General features: G+C 40.5%; 15 protein-coding genes and 2 pseudogenes. 13 read left to right on the forward strand and 4 right to left on the reverse strand.

The window, feature by feature from the left end; translation table 11 throughout:
* Positions 1-26: 26 nt before the first annotated feature.
* Positions 27-521: a GNAT family N-acetyltransferase gene (locus J0J35_RS09555; protein WP_019291419.1), complete on the reverse strand. Its 495-nt coding sequence runs from the start codon at positions 519-521 to the stop codon at positions 27-29.
* A 145-nt stretch (positions 522-666) separates the two neighbouring features.
* Here J0J35_RS09555 and gltX point away from each other — a divergent pair, with 145 nt between their 5' ends.
* Positions 667-2,106, forward strand: a complete 1,440-nt coding sequence (gene gltX, locus J0J35_RS09560) for a glutamate--tRNA ligase (RefSeq protein ID WP_206916778.1) — start codon at positions 667-669, stop codon at positions 2,104-2,106.
* 26 nt (positions 2,107-2,132) lie between these two features.
* On the opposite strand, the pseudogene J0J35_RS09565 reads toward gltX, so the two are convergent.
* A pseudogene (locus tag J0J35_RS09565) lies at positions 2,133-3,087 on the reverse strand (zinc-dependent alcohol dehydrogenase family protein).
* Positions 3,088-3,335: 248 nt separating this feature from the next.
* Here J0J35_RS09565 and J0J35_RS09570 point away from each other — a divergent pair.
* A pseudogene (locus J0J35_RS09570) lies at positions 3,336-9,707 on the forward strand (SpaA isopeptide-forming pilin-related protein).
* A gap of 71 nt (positions 9,708-9,778) precedes the next feature.
* Here J0J35_RS09570 and J0J35_RS09575 read toward each other — a convergent pair.
* Positions 9,779-12,076 (reverse strand): Xaa-Pro dipeptidyl-peptidase, encoded by a 2,298-nt coding sequence (locus tag J0J35_RS09575; RefSeq protein ID WP_046400893.1) that lies wholly within the window; start codon positions 12,074-12,076, stop codon positions 9,779-9,781.
* 183 nt (positions 12,077-12,259) lie between these two features.
* Here J0J35_RS09575 and J0J35_RS09580 point away from each other — a divergent pair, with 183 nt between their 5' ends.
* The 11 genes from J0J35_RS09580 (at position 12,260) to J0J35_RS09630 (ending at position 23,767) form a co-directional block, all read left to right on the forward strand.
* Positions 12,260-12,466, forward strand: a complete 207-nt coding sequence (locus J0J35_RS09580; RefSeq protein ID WP_019335977.1) for a hypothetical protein — start codon at positions 12,260-12,262, stop codon at positions 12,464-12,466.
* A gap of 346 nt (positions 12,467-12,812) precedes the next feature.
* Positions 12,813-13,475, forward strand: coding sequence for a Crp/Fnr family transcriptional regulator (locus J0J35_RS09585; protein ID WP_019335976.1), 663 nt, complete (start codon positions 12,813-12,815; stop codon positions 13,473-13,475).
* Between the two features lie 248 nt (positions 13,476-13,723).
* Positions 13,724-14,593: an aquaglyceroporin Gla gene (gla, locus tag J0J35_RS09590; protein WP_003133793.1), complete on the forward strand. Its 870-nt coding sequence runs from the start codon at positions 13,724-13,726 to the stop codon at positions 14,591-14,593.
* 541 nt (positions 14,594-15,134) lie between these two features.
* Positions 15,135-15,986, forward strand: a complete 852-nt coding sequence (locus J0J35_RS09595; protein WP_019291412.1) for a MetQ/NlpA family ABC transporter substrate-binding protein — start codon at positions 15,135-15,137, stop codon at positions 15,984-15,986.
* A gap of 21 nt (positions 15,987-16,007) precedes the next feature.
* Positions 16,008-17,084, forward strand: a complete 1,077-nt coding sequence (locus tag J0J35_RS09600; RefSeq protein ID WP_206916780.1) for a methionine ABC transporter ATP-binding protein — start codon at positions 16,008-16,010, stop codon at positions 17,082-17,084.
* Positions 17,085-17,780, forward strand: a complete 696-nt coding sequence (locus J0J35_RS09605; protein ID WP_003133796.1) for a methionine ABC transporter permease — start codon at positions 17,085-17,087, stop codon at positions 17,778-17,780.
* 20 nt (positions 17,781-17,800) lie between these two features.
* A complete protein-coding gene (gene pepV / locus J0J35_RS09610; protein ID WP_019291409.1) occupies positions 17,801-19,222 on the forward strand; it encodes a dipeptidase PepV in 1,422 nt (473 codons plus the stop codon).
* 98 nt (positions 19,223-19,320) lie between these two features.
* Positions 19,321-19,608: a helix-turn-helix transcriptional regulator gene (locus J0J35_RS09615; RefSeq protein WP_003133798.1), complete on the forward strand. Its 288-nt coding sequence runs from the start codon at positions 19,321-19,323 to the stop codon at positions 19,606-19,608.
* Between the two features lie 171 nt (positions 19,609-19,779).
* Positions 19,780-20,685, forward strand: coding sequence for a LysR family transcriptional regulator (locus J0J35_RS09620; protein ID WP_003133799.1), 906 nt, complete (start codon positions 19,780-19,782; stop codon positions 20,683-20,685).
* Positions 20,686-20,782: 97 nt separating this feature from the next.
* Positions 20,783-21,484, forward strand: coding sequence for a phosphoglycerate mutase (locus tag J0J35_RS09625; RefSeq protein ID WP_003133801.1), 702 nt, complete (start codon positions 20,783-20,785; stop codon positions 21,482-21,484).
* A gap of 126 nt (positions 21,485-21,610) precedes the next feature.
* On the forward strand, positions 21,611-23,767 hold the full coding sequence (locus J0J35_RS09630; RefSeq protein ID WP_206916781.1) for a penicillin-binding transpeptidase domain-containing protein: 2,157 nt from the start codon (positions 21,611-21,613) through the stop codon (positions 23,765-23,767).
* 35 nt (positions 23,768-23,802) lie between these two features.
* Here J0J35_RS09630 and J0J35_RS09635 read toward each other — a convergent pair whose 3' ends face one another.
* On the reverse strand, positions 23,803-24,735 hold the full coding sequence (locus tag J0J35_RS09635; RefSeq protein WP_191672866.1) for a TDT family transporter: 933 nt from the start codon (positions 24,733-24,735) through the stop codon (positions 23,803-23,805).
* Positions 24,736-24,751 lie beyond the last annotated feature (16 nt).

Genomic DNA, 24,751 nt, shown 5'->3' on the forward strand with positions numbered 1-24,751 from the left:
AAAAGCGCTGCCTGAGCAGCGTTTTTTTATAGAGGAAGAACCATGTTGTACCATGTTTCTCCTGCAAGTTGTGAGTCAGAAATTCCTTTTGAAACGAATCCATAACGTTCGTAGTAAGGAATGAGGCTTTCTACACAAGTCAAGCTGATGCCTTGACGGCTTTCCTCAGCTGCAGCTTCTTTCATCAAATCCAGTAATGAAGTAGCAATACCAAGTCCTTGGTATTCACTATCTACAGCGAGGCTAACGATAATTTGAAAGCGGTCAGTCGGAAGACTTGCTTCTGTTTTTTCAAACATATCGTCTGTCAGATAACATTTATCAGAAGTTGGGCCCACAAGAATGCCGACCACTTTACCTTCTTCATTTCGAGCGACGAAAAAACGCTCAGGAATGACTTGGATACGTTCTAACATTGAAGCGCGTGAGAGTACCTCATCCGCTGGGAAAGAAGTCTCTTCAATGTGCATCACATCATCAATGTCTGTGATTTTTGCTTTGTCATATGTAATTTTAGTCATATCTCTATTCTAACATGGTCCTCCTTGTCGAGTCAATGAAGCTTGTGTTTCTTTAATTACAGTATGATTTTATAATGACTCACTGTTAGAAACATTGCTCATAATATGATAAAATAAAAAGGATCGAAACTAACAGGAGAAAACTATGTCTAATAACATTCGTGTGCGCTATGCGCCATCACCAACTGGGCTTTTACATATCGGTAATGCCCGTACTGCACTTTTTAACTATCTTTTTGCGCGTCATTATGATGGAGATTTCATCATTCGTATCGAAGATACAGACCGCGAACGTCATGTGGAAGATGGGGAACGTTCTCAACTTGAAAACTTACGTTGGTTGGGGATTGACTGGGATGAAAGTCCTGAAACACATGAAAACTATCGCCAATCTGAACGGTTGGAACTTTACCAAAAATATATTAATCAACTTTTGAGTGAAGGAAAGGCTTATTACTCTTACAAAACGCCAGAAGAGCTTGAAGCTGATCATGAAGCACAAGAAGCAGCAGGTGTTGCACCTCATTATGTCAATGAATATGCTGGAATGTCAGAGGCTGAGAAAGAAGCTTACATCGCTGAACGCAAAGCTGCAGGAATTACACCGGTTGTTCGTATTTCTGTAAATGAAACAGCCATTTATAAATGGACAGATATGGTTAAGGGCGATATCGAATTTGAAGGTGGGAACATTGGCGGTGATTGGGTTATTCAAAAACGCGATGGTTACCCAACTTACAACTTTGCTGTAGTAGTGGACGACCATGACATGCAAATTTCACACGTTATTCGTGGTGATGACCACATTGCGAATACACCAAAACAGTTAATGGTTTATGAAGCTTTGGGCTGGGAAGCTCCTGTCTTTGGGCACATGACTTTAATCATTAACTCTGAAACAGGGAAAAAGTTGTCTAAACGTGATACCAATACGCTTCAATTTATCGAAGATTACCGTAAAAAAGGTTTCATGGCAGATGCTATTTTCAACTTTATCGCACTCTTAGGTTGGAACCCAGGCGGGGAACAAGAAAAATTCAGCCCGGAAGAACTTGTGAAACTTTTTGATGAAAAACGTTTGAGTAAATCTCCGGCAGCCTTTGACCAAAAGAAACTGGAATGGATGGACAACGAGTACATCAAGCATGCAGAGTTTGAACCTGTTTTTGAATTGACAAAACCTTTCCTTGAAGAAGCTGGACGCTTTGATGCGCGTGCTGAAGAACTGGTTAAGCTCTACAAACCACAAATGAAATATGCTGAAGAAATTCTGGAGTTAACAGACCTCTTCTTTGGTGAATTCCCAGAACTCACAGACGAAGCCCGTCAAATGATGGAATTGGAAACTTCACCAGTTGTGGTAGGCGCTTTCCGCGCGAAACTTGAAAACTTAGAAGATTTTACTGCTGAAAACATCTTCCCGCTTTTCAAAGAAACGCAAAAAGAAACAGGAGTTAAAGGAAAAAATCTTTGGATGCCAATTCGTATCGCTGCTTCTGGTAGCATGCACGGCCCAGAATTACCTGAAACAATCGCTCTTTTAGGCAAAGAAAAGGTCCTTGAACATATGGCACAGTTTTTATAAATAGCCGCAAATGATAAACGCACGAGTTATAGCTCGTGCGTTTTTTGTATGAATGAAATTAACCGTTTGTTTTTTTGCGGATATTTTAAAGACGAGATGAGCTGGTCATAAGGGGTGATTTCCACAGCTTGGTTGAGGAGTAAACGTCTATCAGCAACCAAGTTAGCCAGAGTCTGCATGATTTTTTGCCACTCTTCGGGACTGAGTTTAGCATTCCAATGCCGCAGATGAAAGATACCGATGTCAATAGGTAGTTCGGCTATTTTTCCCCAGTTGACCTGTTCGCCCGAAAGGAGCCCAAGAGCTTGAAACTTTCCACCCGATCGGACACAAGCAGCCAAATCTGTCCCATCCTGTCCACCGACACAATCAATGGCAGCTTCTACTTCGAGATTAACCAAGTCTGTACGTAATTCCTGAGCACCGCGCTCCTTTAGGAGCTGGTGCTTTTTACTGTCGCGTGTAATAGCGATAAAGTCAAAACCCAGTATTTGTGAAAGTTGGGCAAAGATTTGACCAATAGAAGAACCAGCAGCATTTACAGCAAGTTTTTGACTAGGTTTTAATGCAAGAACTTCTGTACATAGAAGCCAAGCTGTCAAAGGGTTGATGTAAAGCTGACTAGCGGAAATCAAATCAAGAGTATCAGGAACAAAAAATGCATGAGATATAGGGCATTTGACAAAAGTTTGCCAAGTCCCTTCCCCTTCCAAGGGTAAAACACGTTGACCGATAAGTTTGCGCGAAAGTGCGCAGCCAACATCTGCGACAAGACCAACCCCTTCATAGCCTGCAGTAGCAGGAAGGCTTATCCTGTGCGCATATGCACCGGTCATTGGGATTAAATCTGAAGGATTGACCGGGAGCATAAAGCATTTTTACAAGAAGTTCTTGGGGCTGTAAACTTGGTTGACACTTCTCTTTAAGCCTTAAGACTTGATGAGGCAAGCCATAGCTCTCGTAACTGAATGATGAGTACATGGCTTTATTATAGCAAACTTATAAATTTTAAGACACAGCTATAATTTTCCTTCAAAAATATATCTTAGTGTAAAGTTGCAAAAAGATTACGATAAAGTTTATTTGCTTCTTTTTAGTAATCAAAGAAAAAACTTTGACAAAAAGTAAACTTATGTTAAACTTAATGTGTATAATGTGTCTTTTAGGTTAAAAATGTGTACAAATTATCCTATAGGCGTTGAGAAAATATTAAGAAGGAGTAAAGTTGGATGAAGAGTAAAAGACTCTACAAAGTCGTACGCTTACTTATGATCGTCTCTCTTGTGGTTCAAGCCTTGCTACCAGCATTAGCTATCGCAGAAACCATCGACAAGGAAGAAAAAAACGGTCGCACGACTTTGAACAAGGCGCAGTGGGAAGATGAAAAGAATCTTCAAACTGTTATTGTAGAAGGAAAGGTTGAAAAGGGTACTGCGGAAGATAATCAACCTGAAACCATCGTTTTGAAAGGCGCGGACTTTGAGAACGTCACAACAGAAGAAAAAATCTCCGGCCTCACAGACGGTAGCTATAAGTTGGAAGACAATAAAGTGCTTTTAAACTTAACGGAGCAGAGCGAGGGAAATTTCTCTTTGAAACTTCACGTTGTGAAAGATTCTTTAGTCAATGGAAAAGAGATTGAAGTAACTCTAGGGGATCAAGTGCTCACTCTTCCGATTAAGCTTGAAGAAACAGATAAAGAAAAACCAACAGATGATGAGAAAACATCTGATAAGGAAGCCGAAACCAAACCTGAAAAGGAAACAAAGCCTGAACAAGAAAGCTCAACTTCTAAGAAGCAAGTTGGCAATATCGCAGATAAGGAGCGTGGTTTACCTTTTGCCATGACAGAGCTTCTGCCTAATGCAGCAGGTCTTCCTTGGGACATCGCTAAAGACAGTAAGATTTCAGACCCTGATACAGATAGCTTAGCAGACATGGGCTTCTCGGATGTTCCTAGCGCTCATGATGGACGTATCTGGACAGACAAAACAGTTCGTCACGACCTCGGCAGCTTGGACGATGATCAGTTTGAAGTAACACTCTCTGCTTTGGCACAAAGTGCACCGATACGTGCCGGTTATCAAATTCCTGCGGATACTGTCTTTACCATTGACGTTTCTGGAAGTATGACTCGTGTCGATCCTGGCGCAGGACGTTCACGTATCGCCCTTCTGGTTGATGCGCTTAATGAAGCTATTGGTATCTTGCAAGATGCTAACCCGCTCAATCGTGTAGCTGTAGTAGCTTATGGTGGCCGTACAGGTGGTTTTGCCCGTGTCGAAAATGTTTTTGCTCTCGGCAGATATAACCCTAACAGTAATGGTGCTTTCTTTACCATGACAGGGAACTCCCAAGTCAATGTTGTGGCAACTGCTGTAGCTGGTTCAGGTGGACAAACTCCAATCCCTTATCTTGTTTCACAGGGTTCAACGCCAACCCAGTGGGGAATTCGTGAAGCCAGTCGCATTCTGGAAAACGTAACTGACCAACAAGTTGAGGTTCCTGTGACAAACGATGCTGGGGAAGCAGAAGCTCCAGTAACAGTAACACGTCGTCCTAACCTTATCCTGATGACAGATGGTGAACCAACCATGGGTCGTCCTGACTTTGACTTTGATGCTTTAACTCCAGTAACTGTGGGTCCAAATGGTAATCAACTCGTAGCGAGCGACGGTGATTTCTATGGAGATGGTAGTTATGGTGAGCAAGGTCTAGCTGTAATGACAGCCTTGACAGCCGCCTATCGTGCCAAAACAGTCCTTAAACACTATTTTCCAACCGGAACAACACCAGAAGGCACTGCACTAACTCAACCTGCAGCAGATATCGGCTTCTTTAGTATCTCCTTAGGAAAACAAGATACAGAAGCCGGTCAAAACTTAATCAGTGCAACATTGAATCCTACGCCGGAAAATACAGACAAGGTCGGACCAAATGTTCGTCATCAGATGGGCTTGACTGGGACATCAGCAGGACCCACAGCTGCTACACCAACCTTAACAACGCTCTTTAATAACTTTGCTACGAATGGTGCAACAGGAAACTTCCAAGCGCAATTTAGACAAGCCTTTGGGACATATCAATGGAATAACACTAAGAGTACAGTTAATATCAGAAATAACGCTTCTGTAGAACTTTCAACAACGGACATTGCTTATGCAGATGAGTTTTTCAAAGCGGATGACTTACAGACCTTGCGCGATGCCTTTATCTCGATTACCAACAGTATTCAAGATACAGGGAACAGCGAAATCTTAGGCGGAAATGGGAACGGCACAAACTTGGGTGCAGGTACACTGGATTTCTCTGATGTCTTGGGCAAATACATGAGCTTTGACGGTCTGACTAATATCGAGTTCCCAGCACCAAATGGTGGAACATTTACTTATAATATTTCAGAGGTTGATGCACACCGTGAAGATTTTATTAAAACATTAACACAGCAAATCCGTCTTCCTGACGGCAACTTTATTGATGCTGCAACAGCAGGAGCGATACTTGATAATCGCCCAGATAATGTCATTACTTATTTTACAAATGACCAAGGGCGCTATATCGGTCTTACTGCTGACGGAGCAGCGACGAAGGCACAGGTTTACCCTGTCTGGGGCGAAATTGAAAACCAAGTCGACTCTGCAGTAAATAATGTGAGCGGTCTCCTCTTTACTGTTCATACGGCACTCATAGATCATACTTTTACCTCAGACTATGGTTCAGCAGAGCATAAGTCAGGTTATAGAGAACTCCAAGCCAAGGATCAGTTTGTGCATTGGAGCATTCCTGCGCATCTCATTCCTGAACGTACAGTTCAGCAGAACGAAGATGGAACAGTTAGTATTACAGGGAACACTTCACCTATACAGGCAAGATTCAATGTTGGTTTAGATGAAGCACGCGTAGAAGAAGCTTTACTTGCAGGAGAAGCCCTCCCAACAAACTTCTTCTCTAACTACTGGGATAATGACGCAAACAGCTCTTTTGCAACTTTTGAGCCGTCTACTGAAAATCCCTTTTATAACTTTGATGGTGCAAGAATTGTAGGAAAAACTGCCAATCCGACAAATACCAAAGCTCATGTCAGCCGACAACTGGTCGAAGCAGATCCAACAGCTCCAGCAGGACAAGATGGGCGTATTGTTACCAATCTCTTGGGAAATAACGGTACATTTGCTCTTGATTACTATGGACAAATCAGACTAGAAAAAGAATTTATTTTCCTTGATGAAAATGGTAACCGTGTCAACTCTGATGGAGCTATACCAGCTGGCGTTACACTCCGACCATTGACCTTTACAATCACAGGTCCAAATAATTTTGAGGAAACAGTGACTTTTGACCCAGATAAGTTTACACTAGAAAATGGCAAATGGCACTTTGACTTACCAGAATATCTGCCAGCAGGCGTTTACACCATCAAAGAAGCGGGCGGAGATGTTGAGCAGGCTGACCCAGGTTATACACATATGCCGGGAGAGTTTGACCAAACCGTAACCGTAATACCGGGTGGTGTAGCCACAGCAAGCTTTGTCAATGTTTATGTGCAACCCCAACTTAATACACCTTCCTTACGTATTATGAAATTCTTCCACGGCTTGCCAGCGGACACTTATCCAGAAGACTTTGAAATTCTTATCGAGTATCTTGGAGATGGAAACCCACAACCGGGCACCGGAGATGTATGGACTCTTAATACAACAACGGGGTATTATGAAACAAGAGTGAGCCGAGCAGATGCTATAGCAGGAAGATCCTTCATCGGTATCCATGAAGGGCAGTACAGAATCAGTGAGCTTAACGCGGATAATGTCAAAGATGCAGGCTATATCCTCTCCAACAGCACTTGGGCTTATCGTCAGCTTGGAGCAGGAAACCAAGATAACTTTGGCAGTGGTCAAGGATTGGAACCTGTAACGGTGACGATTGGAGCAGCAGAAGATGTGAGCTTTAGATTTGATAACTTTTACCAAAAACTAGGTTCATTGGATTTGAGTAAAACGTTTGAAAATATCCCGCTTGATCGCATTCCAGATGACTTCTATCTTACTGTGACTAACGACAATGGGGATGAAATTGGTCGCTTAACGAAAGCGCAGATTCTCAATGATGAAAAAATCATCCTTGCGTACCAACTACCACCGGGCCGTTACACCATTCAAGAACATAACTATGAGATTGAAAATTGGAGACTTGAAGCTGTAGCCTTTATCAACGGTGCAGCAGAAGTTGGAATGCCTGACCCAATCTGGCATTTCGATGTCCCGGGACTTATCGGAAATAGCGATGTTACCATTAATATCGTCAACAGATACGTGTTCACTGCGGAACCTATCGAACCACCGCTTCCTCCCGTTTATCCGCTCCAAATGACCAAGGTTGACCAATATGGCAATCATGTCGCTGGTGCAGAGTTTGATCTGGAAGTCTTCGATACCTCATTAAATGGAGGTGCAGGTGATTGGAGAATCCTTGTCAAAGGTCTTCAGTCAAATAGTGATGGTTTAGTACGTTATGTGGTCACTGAACCAGGACGCTATCGTTTCCATGAAACGCAAGCTCCTGGAGGCTACCAACTCCCAGATGATCCTTATAGCGAGGAGCGAGAAGTGGTAGATGGGAACACAGACACCATTTACTTCCCTAATATGGTCAACACACTCACCGCACGTATCCAACTTCATAAGACAGATGTGGAGGGTGAAGGCTTAGCAGGTGCTGTCTTCAAGGTTGAATATAGAGCGGCTGAAACGGATAACTGGTCAACTTATGCAGAAGGTATGACAACTGGAGCAGGTGGTTATCTCGGCCTTAATGTCGAAAACGATGGTTATTATCGCTTCATTGAAACGCAAGCACCAGATGGTTTTGTCTGAGATAGTACACCACGTGAAGTTCATGTTAATGCAGGAGAAACTGGAGATACCATCTTTAATGTTGATGGTGTGGTTAACCGTCCGTACGCAAGTATCCAGCTACGTAAGACAGATGTGGAAGGTCAAAATCTAGCAGGAGCTGTCTTCAAGGTTGAATTCAGTGAAAACAAAAATGGCCCTTGGGAAACTGTTGCAGAAAACTTAACTTCTGGCGACGATGGTCTTGTCAAGCTTGAAGATATCGAAAAAGATGGTTATTACCGCTTTATTGAGACAGTAGCGCCAGCTGGCTTTGTCTTAGACAGCGAACCACGTCAAGTCCATGTAACCGCAGGTGTAGGGGGACAAGTCCTCTTCTCTGCTGGCGATATGGCAAACCGACCAATCGCAAGTATTCAATTGCGTAAGATTGATGCAGAGGGTCAAAACCTCGCTGACGCTGTCTTCAAGGTTGAGTTCAGTGCAGACGGCAATGAACCTTGGGAAACCATTGCGGAAGCCTTAACTTCTGGTAATAATGGTCTTGTCAAACTTGATGTTGAAAAAGACGGCTACTATCGTTTTGTTGAAACGCAAGCGCCATCCGGCTTTGTCACCGATGGTAGCCCACGCCAAGTTTATGTTAATGTTGGCGAGACAGGGGAAACAAGCTTTGATGCTGGAACGATGATTAACCATGAGAAAGAAGCACCTATTTCACGTATCCAACTGCGCAAGACAGATGAAGCCGGTCAAAACCTAGCAGGCGCTATCTTCAAGGTTGAATTTAGTGAAAACGAAAATGGACCTTGGGAAACTTACGAGGAAGGTTTATCTTCTGGAACAGACGGTCTTGTTACGACGGTTGTCGAAAAAGAAGGCTACTACCGTTTTATCGAAACACAAGCACCAAATGGCTTTATCCTTGATAGCACTCCACGTCAAGTGAAAGAAAAAGTTACGATAGGAGATACAGGCGAAGCCCTCTTTGAGGCTGAAAATATGGTCAATATACGTAATGCTCGTATCCAACTTCGTAAGACAGATGAAGCCGGTCAAAATCTAGCAGGTGCCGTCTTCAAGGTTGAATACAGTGAAAACGTGAATGGTCCATGGGAAACTTACAGAGAAGATTTGGAATCTAAAGCAGATGGTCTTGTGAGTACTGATGTAGACAAAGCAGGTTTCTACCGCTTTATCGAAACAGAAGCACCAGACGGCTTTATCTTAGATAGTGAGCCACGTCAAGTGCCACAAGAGGTAACAATGGGAGGTGAAGAGCAAGCACTCTTTGATGCTGGAACGATGGAAAATAAACCAGTCGATCCAGAAACTCCAACACCCCCAACACATCACTATGCTATCCAACTTCTGAAAGTTAATGAACAAGATAATCCACTTCAAGGTGCTGTCTTTAAGGTAGAAACCGAAGATGGAGAAATTGTAGCACAAAATGTGAAGTCAAACGCGGACGGATTGGTAACAGTTACTGTACCAGGTCCAGGTAAATACCGCTTTGTCGAAATCCAAGCGCCATCCGGCTACAAGTTAGATAAGACACCGCAATATGTCACTATTGCAGAAGAAGATGGCTCGGGTGTCTTTGATGCCGGTAAGTTGGTTAATAAACCAAAACCACGTCTTCCGATTGTCGGAGATAACTTAGGGCTATGGCTCTTGACTTCTGGTCTAATCTTCCTTCTTGGTGCAGGTTTTGTATTATACAAGAAGAAAAAAATCAAAATTTAAGAAAGTCTTTGAAGTAAGGGATTTCTTAAAATAAAAAATACTCAAGCTCTTTAAACTTGAGTATTTTTCTTTTATTTGTTACTTACAGGGAGAATAATCTTAGACGAACCAAGGTCTACTTCATAAGTCATCTCACGATTATCTCGTACGGTATGTTCGAAGTCTGTACTGTAAAGCAAGAGACGGAGCTTGTCACCTTTTTCCAGCTGATGAAGCGTCGGCTGAAGTTTAAGGTTTACGGTCAGCCACTCGTTTTCCTCGACAGGACTGATTGTAAGCAAATCCTCACGGTTTTGCAGATTGAGGAAGCCTTTAGTCATAAGTTGATAAGGGCTATCCACCAGAGGAATCTCCATCAGATTTTCCAGCATAAAATTACGGCCACGGTCCAGAGCTTTCAAGTCCAGAGTTTGTGCGTTTTCTGAGAGGCGTTTCTTGTTACCAAAGTCAAGAAGTTGCGCAGAGAGAAGGGCTTTACTGTCATTGACTTTGATTTTGAGGTTCAGCTCGACTTGACCGTTCACCATCATGTCTTCTGCTACTTCTAAGTCAACCACAGCTGTTTGAGCTTTGCCTTCATACAAATCTTTTTTGAAAGTATGGAAATCTTTGCTGTAAGCCTTAAAAATCTCTTCATCGTAATGATTGTCAAATTTTAGGATAGAAGCTGCTGTTTTGCCAAGTGGCAATTTAACCGTTTCTGCACTGCCCCAGTCGGCTACCCCTGTCCAACTTTGGGCTTTGCCATTTTCTTGTAAAACAAGAGGAGGTAAGTTCAAAGTCAACTTGCGATCTAAGAGCTTAGCGGTGAAATAACTGTTGATGGTTTCGCTAAAGTCGATGGATTGCCAATTGTTCATATAAATATGAGCACCGCGGTGTAAGAAGGCGTGTTTAACCGTTTCTTTCGGCAGAGCTTGCCAAAAATGATAGGCTTGATCTGGTGTAACATTCCAGTCTTGTAAACCATGCACAATCAGAACATCTGCCTTGGTATTTTTTGCCTGTGGCAAATAGTTTCTATCGTGCCAATATTGGTTATAATCGCCGGTGGATCGCTCAAGAGACTCAAGCATTTGAGAAAGGTGAGCTTCATATTGCGTATTATGCGCAAGGAAGTCAGCACCTTGAAGATTACGCGAATAAGTCAATGCTGCTAAAACATCTAAATCTTCACCGGGATAGCCGCCTGGTGAGCGGACCAAGCCATTTTCACGGTAATAAGAGTACCAAGAGGTAATACCGGCTTCGGCTAAAATCACTTCTAGACCATCAATGCCGGTAGTTGCTGCACCATAAGCCATTGTACCCAAGTAGGATTTACCTGTCATCGCGACTTTGCCGTTGGCCCAATCTGCAGTCACTTCTTGTGTTCTCTTGCGAGAAGTAAAAGCACGCGCCCGACCATTGAGCCAGTCAATTGCAGCAGTCATACTATAAATTTGTTGGTAATCACCTGAAGTTTGGAAACCATCTGAATCTAAAGTTCCGACACCGGCAACATAAAGTGAAGCAAAACCACGCGCTAAGAAATAATCGTTCAGTGAATAAGTCCAACCGTGCGTGAACTTTTGAGTGGGTGTTTTAGGAGTAGCTTCTAGGGCAGGTTCTTTTTCGTAGTCTGGAAGAGTAGGAAGTTGTGTTGTAACCTTGATTTTTCCAGGCGCTTTTTCTTCTAAAGATACATTCATGTCGTGCAATTGTTTGTCATTGGCGATTTCATTTATCCCCAGATGGTAAGGACTTGCGGTCATGACTGCTGGCAATTGCCCCTCGAATACGGGACGAATAATCTGTACTTTAATCAAATCATTTTTTCCAGTACGATAAGTATCGACTTTAGATTCGACCCAGACTGTTTCCCGTATCAGATTTGCAGTATCAAAAGTAGCGAGCGATTTGTCATTGAAAAAATGGTAAGTATTGCTTAAAGGAAGCAAACCTTCAGATACCCAATGTTCAACCAATGTCATCCCGTTTTTGCGACGACTACAAAGAAGGAGGTAAAGTGCGCTGATGAGGTTTTCACTGTGGAGTGCTTCCTCATCGATCATCGGTAGATTTACAGATTTTGCAAAAGCTTCTGCTTGGTCCACTTGAAACTCAAAATTAGGTACAAATCCCAACAATTGCAAACTCACCGTCCAAAAGATATTCCATGTGAGTGCTTCATCTGAAGTTAGGAATTCTTGGAAAGAGGCTGTCGGTGTCGCTTGAATGCTTTCACTGTCGACAGGTGCAACCATTAAAAAGTTTTTAAGGATTTTCTTTTCTTCCCAAAAAACAGACCAAGTAAAGCCGAGATGATCCAGCTCAATAAGCTGTTCATCAAAGGTTTTTTCAACGATGGAAAAGTGATTAAATTTCATGCAATATCTTCCTTTCGATACACTATTATAGCCATTATATCAGAAAAGAGCCTTTGCTGCTTTGGCATATATCTTATGTGAAGAAGCAAAAATGGAAAAAGAAAAAAGCTTTACTTGAGCAGTAGATAAAAAGAGTGCTATAATGAAGGAGTAAAGAAGAACAAAACAGAGAGGAGAATAATTATGAAATTCAAATTCAGTGGGATTTCTTCATATGAGGAAAAAGCAACACCAAACTTTATGGGGGAAGCAAATTCGCACAGTATTATAAAAGAGTTCGACAGCATGGATCAAGCCATTCAGCATGTTGTGGATAATAATGGTTTTATGGTGACAGACAATGGCAAATTTGCCTTCCATGTCCGTACAATTACCCAAGTGGATGAATAAAATGTTAAAGGCATGCCAGAGTGCATGTTTTTTATTATCATTCTTTTTGCTTTAGCAAATTAGAATGATAATACGCAGGGAGCGAAGCGAGTTGTGAACAACCTTAAATTCTTTTTGCTTTTTAGTAAATTAGAATGATAATACACAGGGAGCGAAGCGAGCTAGAAAAATTCTGCCTCAGACAAAGAGTAACAAATGTTAGCGACAAAGTATGTACATTTTTTTAAAATAAGTAAGGAGAGTAGAAAAACTTTAATATAAAATTGAAGCCATTATTTTAATAAACAAGTTTAAATGGTGGTATAATAACTGTTGTATTAAAGGAGTAGATGAATAAAAAAGGAAGATGACAAAAGAATTTATAGAATATTTACTGCGATTACTGGAAGAAAAAGAAGTAAATGTTGTGACTCAAAGACGGCATAGCTACGTGATGTATCAGGGAATTGAGTCAGATTATGTGTATATACTTAAAGAAGGTGTAGCTAAAATCAGCAATATTATGAGGGATGGACGTGAGTTTAATATTGCTTATGTAACAGAACCGGATTTTGTTTCCTTGCTCGAAGAAAAGCAAGAAAATGGTATCTCAGCTCTTTTCAATGTACGGGTCGAATCAGAAGAAGCAAGTTTTTATCGCGTGCAACGTCAAGAATTTTGGAAATGGGTAATGAGTGATCTGACCTTGTTCCGCATCGTTGATGATTTTTATCAAAGAAGATTAGCCATGAACTTAGAACTCTTGCAAAAGATGACAATCAATGGAAAAAAAGGTGCAGTTTGCGCCTGTATCAATAGCTTAATCAACGAATTTGGGATAAAGAAAAGAAACGGTATTCTGATTGATTTTCCAGTAACAAATGAAGACATTGCCGGTTTTTGTGGCATATCAACACGCAATAGCGTAAATCGTATTATCCGAGATCTTAAAACGGAAGAAATTATTGATATTATTGATAACAGGATTATGGTTTACAACTCAGAATATTTTGAGGATTATATTAGCTAAAAAGACTGGATTCAGTCTTTTTTTCTTTATAAAATATTGTTATTTTTAATTTCAAATACAAGAGCAATCGCTTACATGAAGCCGTTTCTCCCCTTTTCTCTCGTCAAACAAATTTTCTGTTCAAGAATTCACATCTTTTTAGCCAAAATAAAAAAAACGTGCTATAATGTCTATGTATAACAAAAGAGTTTAACATTAGTTAATCTCGTTTTTATTTTGTCATTAATTTTTATTACTTGGAGGAATTCATGGACTATTCATGGACAGTGAAATATCTCACTGAATTTATTGGTACTGCCCTTTTGCTTATCTTGGGTAATGGTGCCGTAGCGAACGTTGAACTTAAAGGTACAAAAGCCTTTGGTCAATCTTGGTTGATTATCGCTTGGGGTTACGGACTTGGTGTAATGTTACCAGCCGTAGCTTTAGGTAATGTCACAGCTCAAATCAACCCAGCCTTTACACTTGGACTTGCAGCATCAGGATTTTTCCCTTGGGCACAAGTGCCATTCTATATTCTTGCTCAACTTCTTGGAGCGATGTTTGGTCAGTTGATCGTCGTAATGGTTTATCGCCCTTACTATCTCAAAACAGAAAATCCAAATGCTATTTTAGGAACTTTCTCAACAATCGATAACGTTGATGATGGCACAATCACTACACATACAGGTGCCTTGGTTAATGGTTTCTTGAACGAGTTTGTTGGATCATTCGTCCTCTTCTTTGGAGCGATGGGCTTAACAAAACTTTATCGTGGTGTTGAATCAATCAACTGGATGACAAACTACGCATCGCAACAAGGTGCAGATGTAACAAGTGCAGATGTTACTGGACAAATCGCAGCATCAGTATCAGGTGCAGCTTCATCAGCAGCAATCAGCCACGTTGTCCTTGGTTTCCTTGTGCTCGTATTGGTTGCTTCACTTGGAGGACCTACAGGTCCTGGTTTGAACCCAGCACGTGACCTTGGCCCACGTATCTTGCACTCACTTTTACCAAAATCTATTTTAGGTGAAAACAAAGGGGACAGTAAATGGTGGTATTCATGGGTACCTGTTACAGCACCTATCCTTGCAGCACTTGCCGCTGTCGCTTTGTTCAAAATCATGTATCTATAATCTTAATACGCCTAGGAAAATTCCAATAGGACTTTCCGTCAAACAGTTAGGGCTTTAGCCACAAATGTTAATAGCGGATTATGACCGATTAACCCTCATCTTTGGATGAGGGTTTTATTATTTTAAAAGTGGACATTAAAAATTTGTAAAGCTAACCGAAAATAAATTTGATAGAATAAATTCATAGTCAAAAAGCAAAGAAAGCGACTAGGAGAGTAAAAGCGAAAGTTAGCACAGGGAGCTTGCAGCTAGTGAGAGCAAGACTAATGGAAACTTTGAAAATGGCCTAGAAATCGCGTAACAGTGAGTTTACTTTCTAAATAAACTGTTAACGGAGTGGTTCTCGTTATTGAACACATTATTTTTGGGGCAGTCTTGCTTGTCACCAAAGATAATTAGCAAGACGTAAGACATCCTTTTTTGGTATTTTACGTGAAATTAGAATGGTACCACGATAATTCGTTTCTATTTATAGAGGCGGATTATTTTTTTGTTTTTGACTATACTGTTATTATTATTGTTAATAAAGGGGAGACTTATTATGAAAAAGAAAACAAGAAACAAAATTATTGCTGTGGTAGCGCTCGTCGTTGTCGTACTTATCGGCTACTTCTCATTCTTCAAGAAGGATGTTGCTGAAGATAAAACCGTTAAGGTCGGTATTATGTCAGGTTCAAAAGAGAGCACTGAGATTTGGGATTCGGTAGCGAAGACGGCAAAAGATGAATACGGTATCAATCTCAAATTTGTCCGCTTCACGGACTATAACCAACCCAATACAGCCTTGGTAAATGGTGATGTGGACATTAATGCATTCCAACATTACGCTTTCCTTAAAGAATGGAATGATGCCAATAATGCTGATTTACAACCCATTGGCGATATCTTAGTTTCACCAATTCGTCTTTACTCGAAGAAACATACAGATGTGAAGGAGATTCCTAATAAAGGAACAATTGCGGTACCTAATGATACCTCTAACGAAAGTCGAGCCCTTTACGTTTTAGAAAGTGCTGGCTTGATTAAGTTAGATACAAAGGCTGGAGCTTTGGCAACAGTTAAAGATATTACTGAAAATCCAAAAGATTTGACGATCAAAGAATTGGACGGGTCGCAAACAGCTTCAGCCCTGTCTTCAGTTGATGCAGCAGTTGTAAATAATGACTTTTCAGTTCCTGCAGGTTTGACAAACAAGGAAGTTATTGCAACAGAACCTTTAAATGAAAATTCAAAACAATGGATTAACATTATTGTGGCACGAAAAGACGATAAAGACAATCAACTTTACAAAGATGTCGTTAAAGCCTATCAAACCAAAGAAACAGAAGAATTATTTGCAAAATTGTACCCTGAAAAAGGAACAATTCCTGCTTGGAATTTGAAATTGAAATAATCATAAATAGTGGAGAAGAAGATGGCAATTATTGAACTAAATAATATCAGAGTTTCCTATGAGACCAAGAAAAATAAGGTGGATGCAGTCAAAGATACAACAATCCATATCGAAAAAGGCGATATTTTTGGAATTATCGGCTACTCAGGTGCTGGCAAGTCAACGATTGTCCGTACGATTAATCTTCTGCAAAAACCAAGTGCTGGTGAGGTGAAAGTCAATGGCAAGGTTCTTTTTAAAGTGGGAGCTGATGGTAAGGATCAAGCTAAAATTAAGACGGCAGAGCTCCGTAAAGAACGTCAAAAAATCGGAATGATTTTCCAACATTTCAACCTCCTTAATGAAAAAACGGTTTTTGAAAATATCGAATTTGCGCTTTTACATAGCCCTTTATCTGATAAACAGAAGGAAGAAAAAATTCGTGACTTGCTTAATCTTGTTAGTTTGTCAGAGTTTGAAGAAAAGTACCCAGCCCAATTATCAGGTGGACAAAAGCAACGTGTAGCGATTGCGCGTGCCTTGGCGAATGATCCCGAAATTTTGATTTCTGATGAAGGAACATCTGCTTTGGATCCAAAAACAACTAATCAAATTTTGGACTTGTTGAAGGATCTCCAAAAACGTTTGGGTCTCACTATCGTTTTAATTACTCATGAAATGCATGTTGTGAAAGAAATCGCCAATAAAGTTGCAGTTATGCAGAATGGTGAAGTGATTGAGCAAAATAATCTTTTAGAAATCTTTGCCCATCCTCAAGAGCAACTGACACAACAATTCATCGATACCACATCGAATGTCTCTCGTTTTATTCATTCATTGACTGAAAATGATACATTCAGTGACCTGGCAGATGATGAAGAACTGATCTATTTGTCCTATTATGGCAATCAATCAGGAGAACCAGCTATGTCGGAAATTACCCGCAAATTTGATGTTTCAACGAATATCTTCTATGGGAATGTTGAGGTTCTACAAAATACACGTTTTGGTTCTTTAGTCGTGTCTCTAAAAGGAACAGAAGAAAATCGTTTGGCTGCTAAAGAATATTTGGCAGGCCAAAATATTGAGTTTACAGTATTGAAAGCGCAGGTGAAATAAATGACAGCATGGTTTACAGAACATTTTCCAAATGTTGTAGCCTTAGGTTTACACGGAGATACAGGTTGGGTGACTTCAATCATAGAAACACTCTTTATGGTTTTTTGGTCAGGACTTTTTGGTGGGCTTCTTGGACTGGTATTTGGTGTCGCTCTTGTTGTGACTAACGAAGGAGGGATTACGCCTCATCGTGCACTTTACTCTTTTTTGGATAAGTTTACATCAATTTTCCGTGCAGTACCCTTTATCGTTTTACTTGCTATTATTGCTCCTGTCACTCAAAAAATTGTGGGTACACAGATTGGAACAACAGCAGCTTTGGTCCCTTTGACACTTGGTGTCTTTCCTTTTTATGCACGTCAAGTTCAAGTTGCTTTAGAAAGTGTAAATAAAGGGACGGTCGAAGCAGCACAGACTGTAGGCGCTAATTTCTGGGATATCGTCTTTACAGTTTATCTTCGTGAAGAACTTGGTAGTTTGATTCGGGTATCTACCGTTACGATTATTTCCTTGATTGGTTTAACAGCTATGGCGGGTGCGATTGGAGCAGGAGGATTAGGAAACACAGCCATCGCATATGGCTACAATCGCTTTTCTAATGATGTGACCTTCTTGGCAACCTTACTTATCCTGATTTTGGTTCTTTTGGTTCAGGTTATTGGCGATACATGGGCAAAGAGCGTGACCCATAAATGATGTAAACTGGGGGACAGTGCATGACGATTGATTTTAAAAGTGAAGTAGAAAAACGTAAAGAGGTCTTTTTGCAAGACTTAATTGCGTTACTAAAAATAAACTCTGAGCGAAATGATGAAGAGGCTAACGGAGAATTTCCTTTTGGTCCAGGACCGAGTCTTGCTATGCTGGAGTTTCTAAAGATTGCCCACAAAGATGGTTTCAAAACAGCAAATTTTGAGAATTATGTTGGAGAAGTACATTATGGTCAAGGAGAAGAAACATTGGGGATTTTTGTTCATGCTGATGTTGTTCCAGCAGGTCAAGGCTGGACAAACCCTCCTTACGAACCAACACTTAGAGAAGGACGGTTGTATGCTCGCGGTGTTCTAGATAATAAAGGACCTGCACTGGCCACCTATTATGCTTTGAAAATTTTGAAAGAGGCTGGTGTACCTTTCTATAAAAAAGTAAACTTTATTATTGGAACTGATGAAGAGAGTGGATGGAAGGATATGGCTTATTACCTTCCCAAAGTACAATTGCCAGATTTTGGCTTCTCACCAGATGCACGCTTTCCGGTAGTTAATGGTGAAAAAAGTAATCTTACCGAGTATCTGCACTTTGGACATAAAAATGACGGTGACTTTATTCTCCATGATTTTAGGAGTGGCATACAAGAAAATTGTGTGCCAGAAGAGGCTAAGACTTTGATTACGAGTCCTCTCGACTTGAAAGTCGATTTTGAAAAATACCTGGAGAAGAACAGGCTGGAAGGAAGATTTGCGAAAACAGGAGCAAAAACTTCCTTACAAATTAAAGGGAAATCAGCACACAGTTCCACACCAGAAATTGGAGAAAATGCTGCAACATATTTAGCCAAGTTCCTTGCTGCATATGATTTTGGAGCAGATGCACAAAAGTTTCTAGAAGTGGCTGGCCAGAAGCTTCACCAAGATTTTGAAGGAAAGAATATTGGAATTGCTTATGAAGATGAGGACATGGGTAAACTGTCGGTCAATCCTTCTGTCTTTCACTTTGCAGAGGATGGACAGGAAAATAAGATTGCACTCAATATCCGTCACCCGAAAGGTTTGACAGAGCAAGATATCCAAGAACGACTTAGTAAGCATTTGACTGCTTTTATCCAGAAAGTAAGCATTAGTGCGCTTATTAACTACCAACCGCACTATCTTTCACCAGAAGATCCGTTAGTGCAAGTGCTTTTGAGTACTTATCGCGAACACACGGGTGATGACAGTCCACCACAAACAGTAGGTGGTGGAACATATGGGCGATTAATGAAACGCGGTGTAGCTTATGGGGCTCTTTTCCCTGATTCTGCATTTACTATGCACCAAACAGATGAGCATATAAAGCTTGAAGAACTTTATAAAGCTATTGAAATCTACACAGATGCCATTTATCGTTTGGTTTGTGTAAAAGACGAGAAAAACGCTTAGGAATCAGTGACTTTTGGGAAAAAAATATTGCAAAAAGCCTCAAAAGATGATTAAATAGTAAAAGTAACACAGATTTAACAAAATCATCAGGAGGAAGCATGGAAAACAGAATTCGTGAATTTAGACAAGCTCAAAAACTTTCTCAGGAAGATTTGGCGCGCATCGCTCACGTGAGTCGACAAACCGTCAATGCTATCGAAAATGATAAATACGATCCCGAACTTCTGCTAGCTTTTAAATTAGCAGAGATTCTGGGAACTAAAGTCGACGACCTCTTTACTTTTCAGCTTAGTCATGTGAAGAAAAAAGAAGAAGATGTCTTCTGGTGTGAAAAATATCAATGTGTCCTTTGGAAACGTGCAGATGTCGAAAAAAGAGCAAACTAAGTTATAAAATAAAATAAAAAGCCTAGTCAATAGTGTATAATTGAACTATAGGCTTTTTTTAATGTTGCGGCGGGTTTCACCCTTAGTGCGAAACCAAAAAGGGAGAGTGAAAAGAGTTCCCGGGAATAGTATTTATTAATTAATGCTAAAGAAATATCAAGGAGTGCAAAAATGAACATCAAACAGCTTCGTTATGTTGTGGCTATCGCTAACAGTGGAACCTTTCGTGAGGCGAGTGAGCAGCTCTTTGTGAGTCAGCCATCTATGTCAATTGCGGTTAAGGATTTGGAGCAAGAGCTTAATTTCCAAATTTTTGAACGGACAAACACGGGAGCCAGCTTGACGATTGAAGGTGAACGTTTCTATGAGCAAGCGCAAGCGATTTTACGAGACTTTGAAGCTTTTGAGTCGAAATATGCAAAGCCGAAAGAAGCCGAACGACATTTTTCAGTTGCAAGCCAGCACTATGATTTTCTTGCTCCTGTAGGTGTTGAATTTTCAAAGAAAAATCCTGAAATCAAGAATTTTCGTGTCTTTGAATCAACGACTTATAATATTTTACAAGAAGTGGCTCAAGGGCATAGCGAGCTTGGTGTTGTGTACTTGAATAAGCATAATCGTTCTGGTATTCTCCGTATGCTGGATAAGCTGGAGCTAGATTATGAAGAGCTTTTTATTTCACAAACACATATTTATTTACGTAAAAATCATCCTTTGACACGTAAGAAAAGCATCAAAACAAGTGATTTGAAAGCTTTAGACCGTGTTCGCTTCACTCAAGAAAATGAACAATTTCTTTACTACTCGGAAGACCTTGTGGAAACTTTTGAAAATACTTTTATTTATAATGTGACCGACCGTGCAACCTTAAATGGTATCTTGGAGCGTACAGATGCCTATGCGACAGGTTTAGGATTTATTGATAAGGAAAGTGTACACAATGTCACGGTTATTCCAATGGATGGAGATAATGTAAACAGCTTGATTTTGGTTAAACAAAAAGGTCAACTTTTAACAGATGCAGCCAAGTCTTACAAGCGCAGTTTAGAAGTTTATTTTGAAAATTATAAGTTTTAGCCAGCCTAGAGTCTAGGCTAGAAAAAATATGAAAATTAGTGTAAAATAGAGCAGTATACAAATTTTGTAAAACATTTAACATAGGAGAACTCACATAATGGTAAAATTAGTTTTTGCACGTCACGGTGAATCAGAATGGAACTTGGCTAACCTTTTCACAGGTTGGGCTGACGTGGACCTTTCAGAAAACGGAACACAACAAGCAATTGATGCAGGTAAACTCATCAAAGCTGCAGGTATCGAATTTGATATCGCGTACACTTCTGTATTGAAACGTGCGATCAAAACTACAAACTATGCACTTGAATACTCTGACCAACTTTGGGTACCAGTTGTAAAAACTTGGCGCTTAAATGAACGTCACTACGGTGGTTTGACTGGCTTGAACAAAGCTGACGCTGCTGCAAAACACGGTGATGAGCAAGTTCACATCTGGCGTCGTTCATATGATGTATTGCCACCAGCAATGCCACGTGATGATGAGTACTCAGCACATGCTGACCGTCGTTATGCTAACCTTGAAGATAGCCTTATCCCTGATGCTGAAAACCTCAAAGTTACACTTGAACGTTCATTGCCATTCTGGGAAGATCAAATCGCTCCAGCATTGAAAGATGGTAAAAACGTATTCGTTGGTGCGCACGGTAACTCAATCCGCGCATTGGTAAAACATATCAAACAGCTTTCAGATGATGAAATCATGGATGTTGAAATCCCTAACTTCCCACCACTCGTGTTCGAATTTGATGATAATTTGAACCTTGTTAAGGAATACTACCTTGCACCAAAACAAGCATAAATAATACGATAAGACCTGCATCAAGCAGGTTTTTTCTTTTCTTTAAAAAATGTAAGGTAAAATACAGCTTATTGTGGTAAAATGTTTAGGTATAAATATGACGAGTTAAAATTAGGATAGGGTTCCATGTCTGAGAAAAGAAAAACACGAAACGAATTAAACGGAAAAAAAGATAAAACACGTAAGTTATTAAAAAACCCAACCATGTTGGCATCTGGGCGCGTTAAGCTTCTCTTTTTTGTCATCACGGTTCTCTTTTTAGTTTTGATTGGTAAGCTGTACCACATGCAAATCATGAATCAGAGCTTTTATGAAAGTAAACAAGCAGGGGGCGCAGGCTCGCTACAAATCGTTCAAGGCGCACCTCGTGGGAATATTTATGACGCGAAAGGTGTTCCTTTAGCGACAACAGAACCTGTTGAAGCGATCGAGTACACGCGCGGGCAAAATACGACAGCAGATGATATGCGTAAAATTGCAGACCGTCTTGCTGGCATCTTAACTTTAGACAATGATTTTAAACAAATTACCGAGCGAGATAAAAAGGATTATTTTTTGGCTGATGCCAACAACTTGGAGAAAATTGCTAAAAGTCTGACTAAGGAAGAAAAAACAGATGAGAAGGGGAATTCGCTTTCAGGTTCTGAAATTTATAATGTCCAACTCAGTAAGGTAACCGAGACGGATATTAACTTTAATGAGCAGCAAATGTTTGCAGTCAAGCTCTTTAAAGAAATGAATTCAACAACAATCTTTAATACAACGATTATTACAACAAGTAATCTTACAGCAGAACAGCAGGCTTATATTGGAGAACATGAGGGCGAACTGCAGGGGATTTCTGTAGGAACTAGCTGGAACCGCAAATATGCGGATACAGCGCTTAAGCCTATATTAGGTACGGTAACGACTCAGAAACAAGGGGTTCCAGAAGAATTGCTGGATGAGTATCTTAAAGAAGGTTTCCAACGCAATGACCGTGTCGGGACTGCCTTTTTAGAAAAGGGCTATGAAAAGTACTTGCAAGGGACACATACGATTAGTAACGTATTGACCGATAAGCAAGGCAATGTCACTGGAACGGAAGTGAAACAAAAAGGGAGCAAGGGAGATAATCTCAAACTTACGATCGATTTGAAATTCCAAGATGCTGTTGATAAGATTTTGGAAACCGAAATGAACAATATGATCGCGGATGGTTTTGGGACTTATTCTCAGGGCGCATATGCTGTTGTGTTGGACTCTAAGACGGGCGCGGTTTTAGCCTTATCGGGGCTTGAACGTGATGAAAAAACAGGGGCAATGCAAAGTAACACTAATGGTACTTTCCAATCTGCTTTTGTCCCTGGTTCGGTAATTAAGCCAGCAACGCTGACAGCAGGCTGGAATGCTAATGTTATTGCCGGTAATCAAATTCTCAATGATATGCCTATCCAGATAGCAGGGTCAAGTTTGATCGAATCATGGTTTACCAATGGCATCCTTCCAATTAATGCTGTTCAAGCCCTAGAATATTCTTCTAATACATATATGGTTCAAATAGCACTCAAGTTGCTAGGTCAACCTTACGTTCCTAACATGGCTGTTGATGGTACAGACCGTGTAGCTGCCTTCAAAAAGCTACGTGAAGCCTTTGCTTCCTATGGAATGGGAACCTCAACAGGCTTTGACATTCCTGGAGAAACACAAGGCTACATCAAAGATGCAAATAACATAACAGTTTCTGACTTGCTCATGGAATCTTTCGGTCAGTTTGATACCTATACACCACTTCAACTTGCAACATACGGTATGACCTTGGCAAATAATGGTGAGCGTTTAGCACCGCATATTGTGGATGGTATCTATGAAACCAACTCTGAAGGAGGCATGGGTAAACTCGTTAAAAATATCACGCCGAAAATCATGGACAAAGTAAATATCACTCCAGAAAACATGGATGTCCTACATAATGGTATGTATCAAGTCGTTCACGGAAATGACTTTGTAAATGGGCAAATCGGTGCTACAGGTTACTACATGCGCCCTTCACAAGGTGCTGAAGTTTCTATTTCTGCTAAAACAGGTACTGCCGAAGTAACATATGTGGCCCCAGATGGCACAAGTGTACCCGTAACAGTAAACAATGTTGTCGCTTATGCACCAACCGAAAACCCACAAATTTCTATCGGTGTTATGGTTCCGCAAACTACAGTTAAAGAAGGTGGTGTGACCTCGAAGATTGGTCAAAATATCACACGTGAGATTACTAACCTCTATAACTCTATGTATCATTTTAAATAAAATAAAAAACCAGCTCAATGAGAGTTGGTTTTAATTTAAGCTTTTTTGACTAAAAAGTAGCTATAACGAATCAAAACGTAAGTAACTGCGAAGAAGGCAATTACAAGTTCTATCATAGAGAGAGGAGTAAGTAAGGCTGTGAAGGCCGGATAACTTTGAGCCATAAGATGAACTGCAGTAGCAGAAATAACCAAAGGGAAGGTAAAGGCAGCGTAGCTTGGGTAAAAAGGTAGACGGAGCAAAGGAATAACGAGGACCACAGTTGCAAGATAAATCAACTGTGAAAGCAGGAATAAACCGAAAACAAAAAGATTTGACTTGCTTTCTGTCACAGTAAGGTAGGCTGCTAAACAGAGAGAACCTGGAGCTGTAAGGATGGTGATGAGTGGAAGCGTCGACTCATGCATTTTTTTGAAAATAAAGATACGATGTGTAATAATCGGGAGCAATATAAAGTAGAAGAGGAGCGCAGGCCAAAGTACGATACGGCCGATTTCTAGATTAAATACTGTTGCTGTATTGGGGATAACACCCAAGCCTACAAAGGTAATAAACCAGCTCGGATAGACATGGACCATTCCGACTTTTTGCGGCAAGATGTGAAGAGCAACAAAATAAGCCATCAAGAGAAAATGTAGGAAGATAGCAAGCAGCCAAATGAAGTAAACCAGACTTGAGTGAGGGAAAATCCTATTGAGAAAGACACAAATGACCATCCAAGCCATAGTGAAAGTTGGGGAAACTGAGCCAACGATAGGATCCTTAAGAGCTTCCAGCAGATGGCGCATCGTAAAAATAAGTTTCAACATGATCAAAAACATAAAAAAGAGACCAACAAGGTCAAAAGTATTTCCTAGAAAGGTGAATCCTTTGGAATAAAGTAGATTTCCCAAGGAGACCATACCTAAAATTAGACCGCAAATAGGGATAGGGATTTTTTTCAAAAAATTTAAAAACATTTGTTTCATCGAGAACTCCTAGTAT

Source organism: Lactococcus sp. LG606 (assembly GCF_017309645.1).
In the GTDB taxonomy this organism is placed as follows: domain Bacteria; phylum Bacillota; class Bacilli; order Lactobacillales; family Streptococcaceae; genus Lactococcus; species Lactococcus petauri.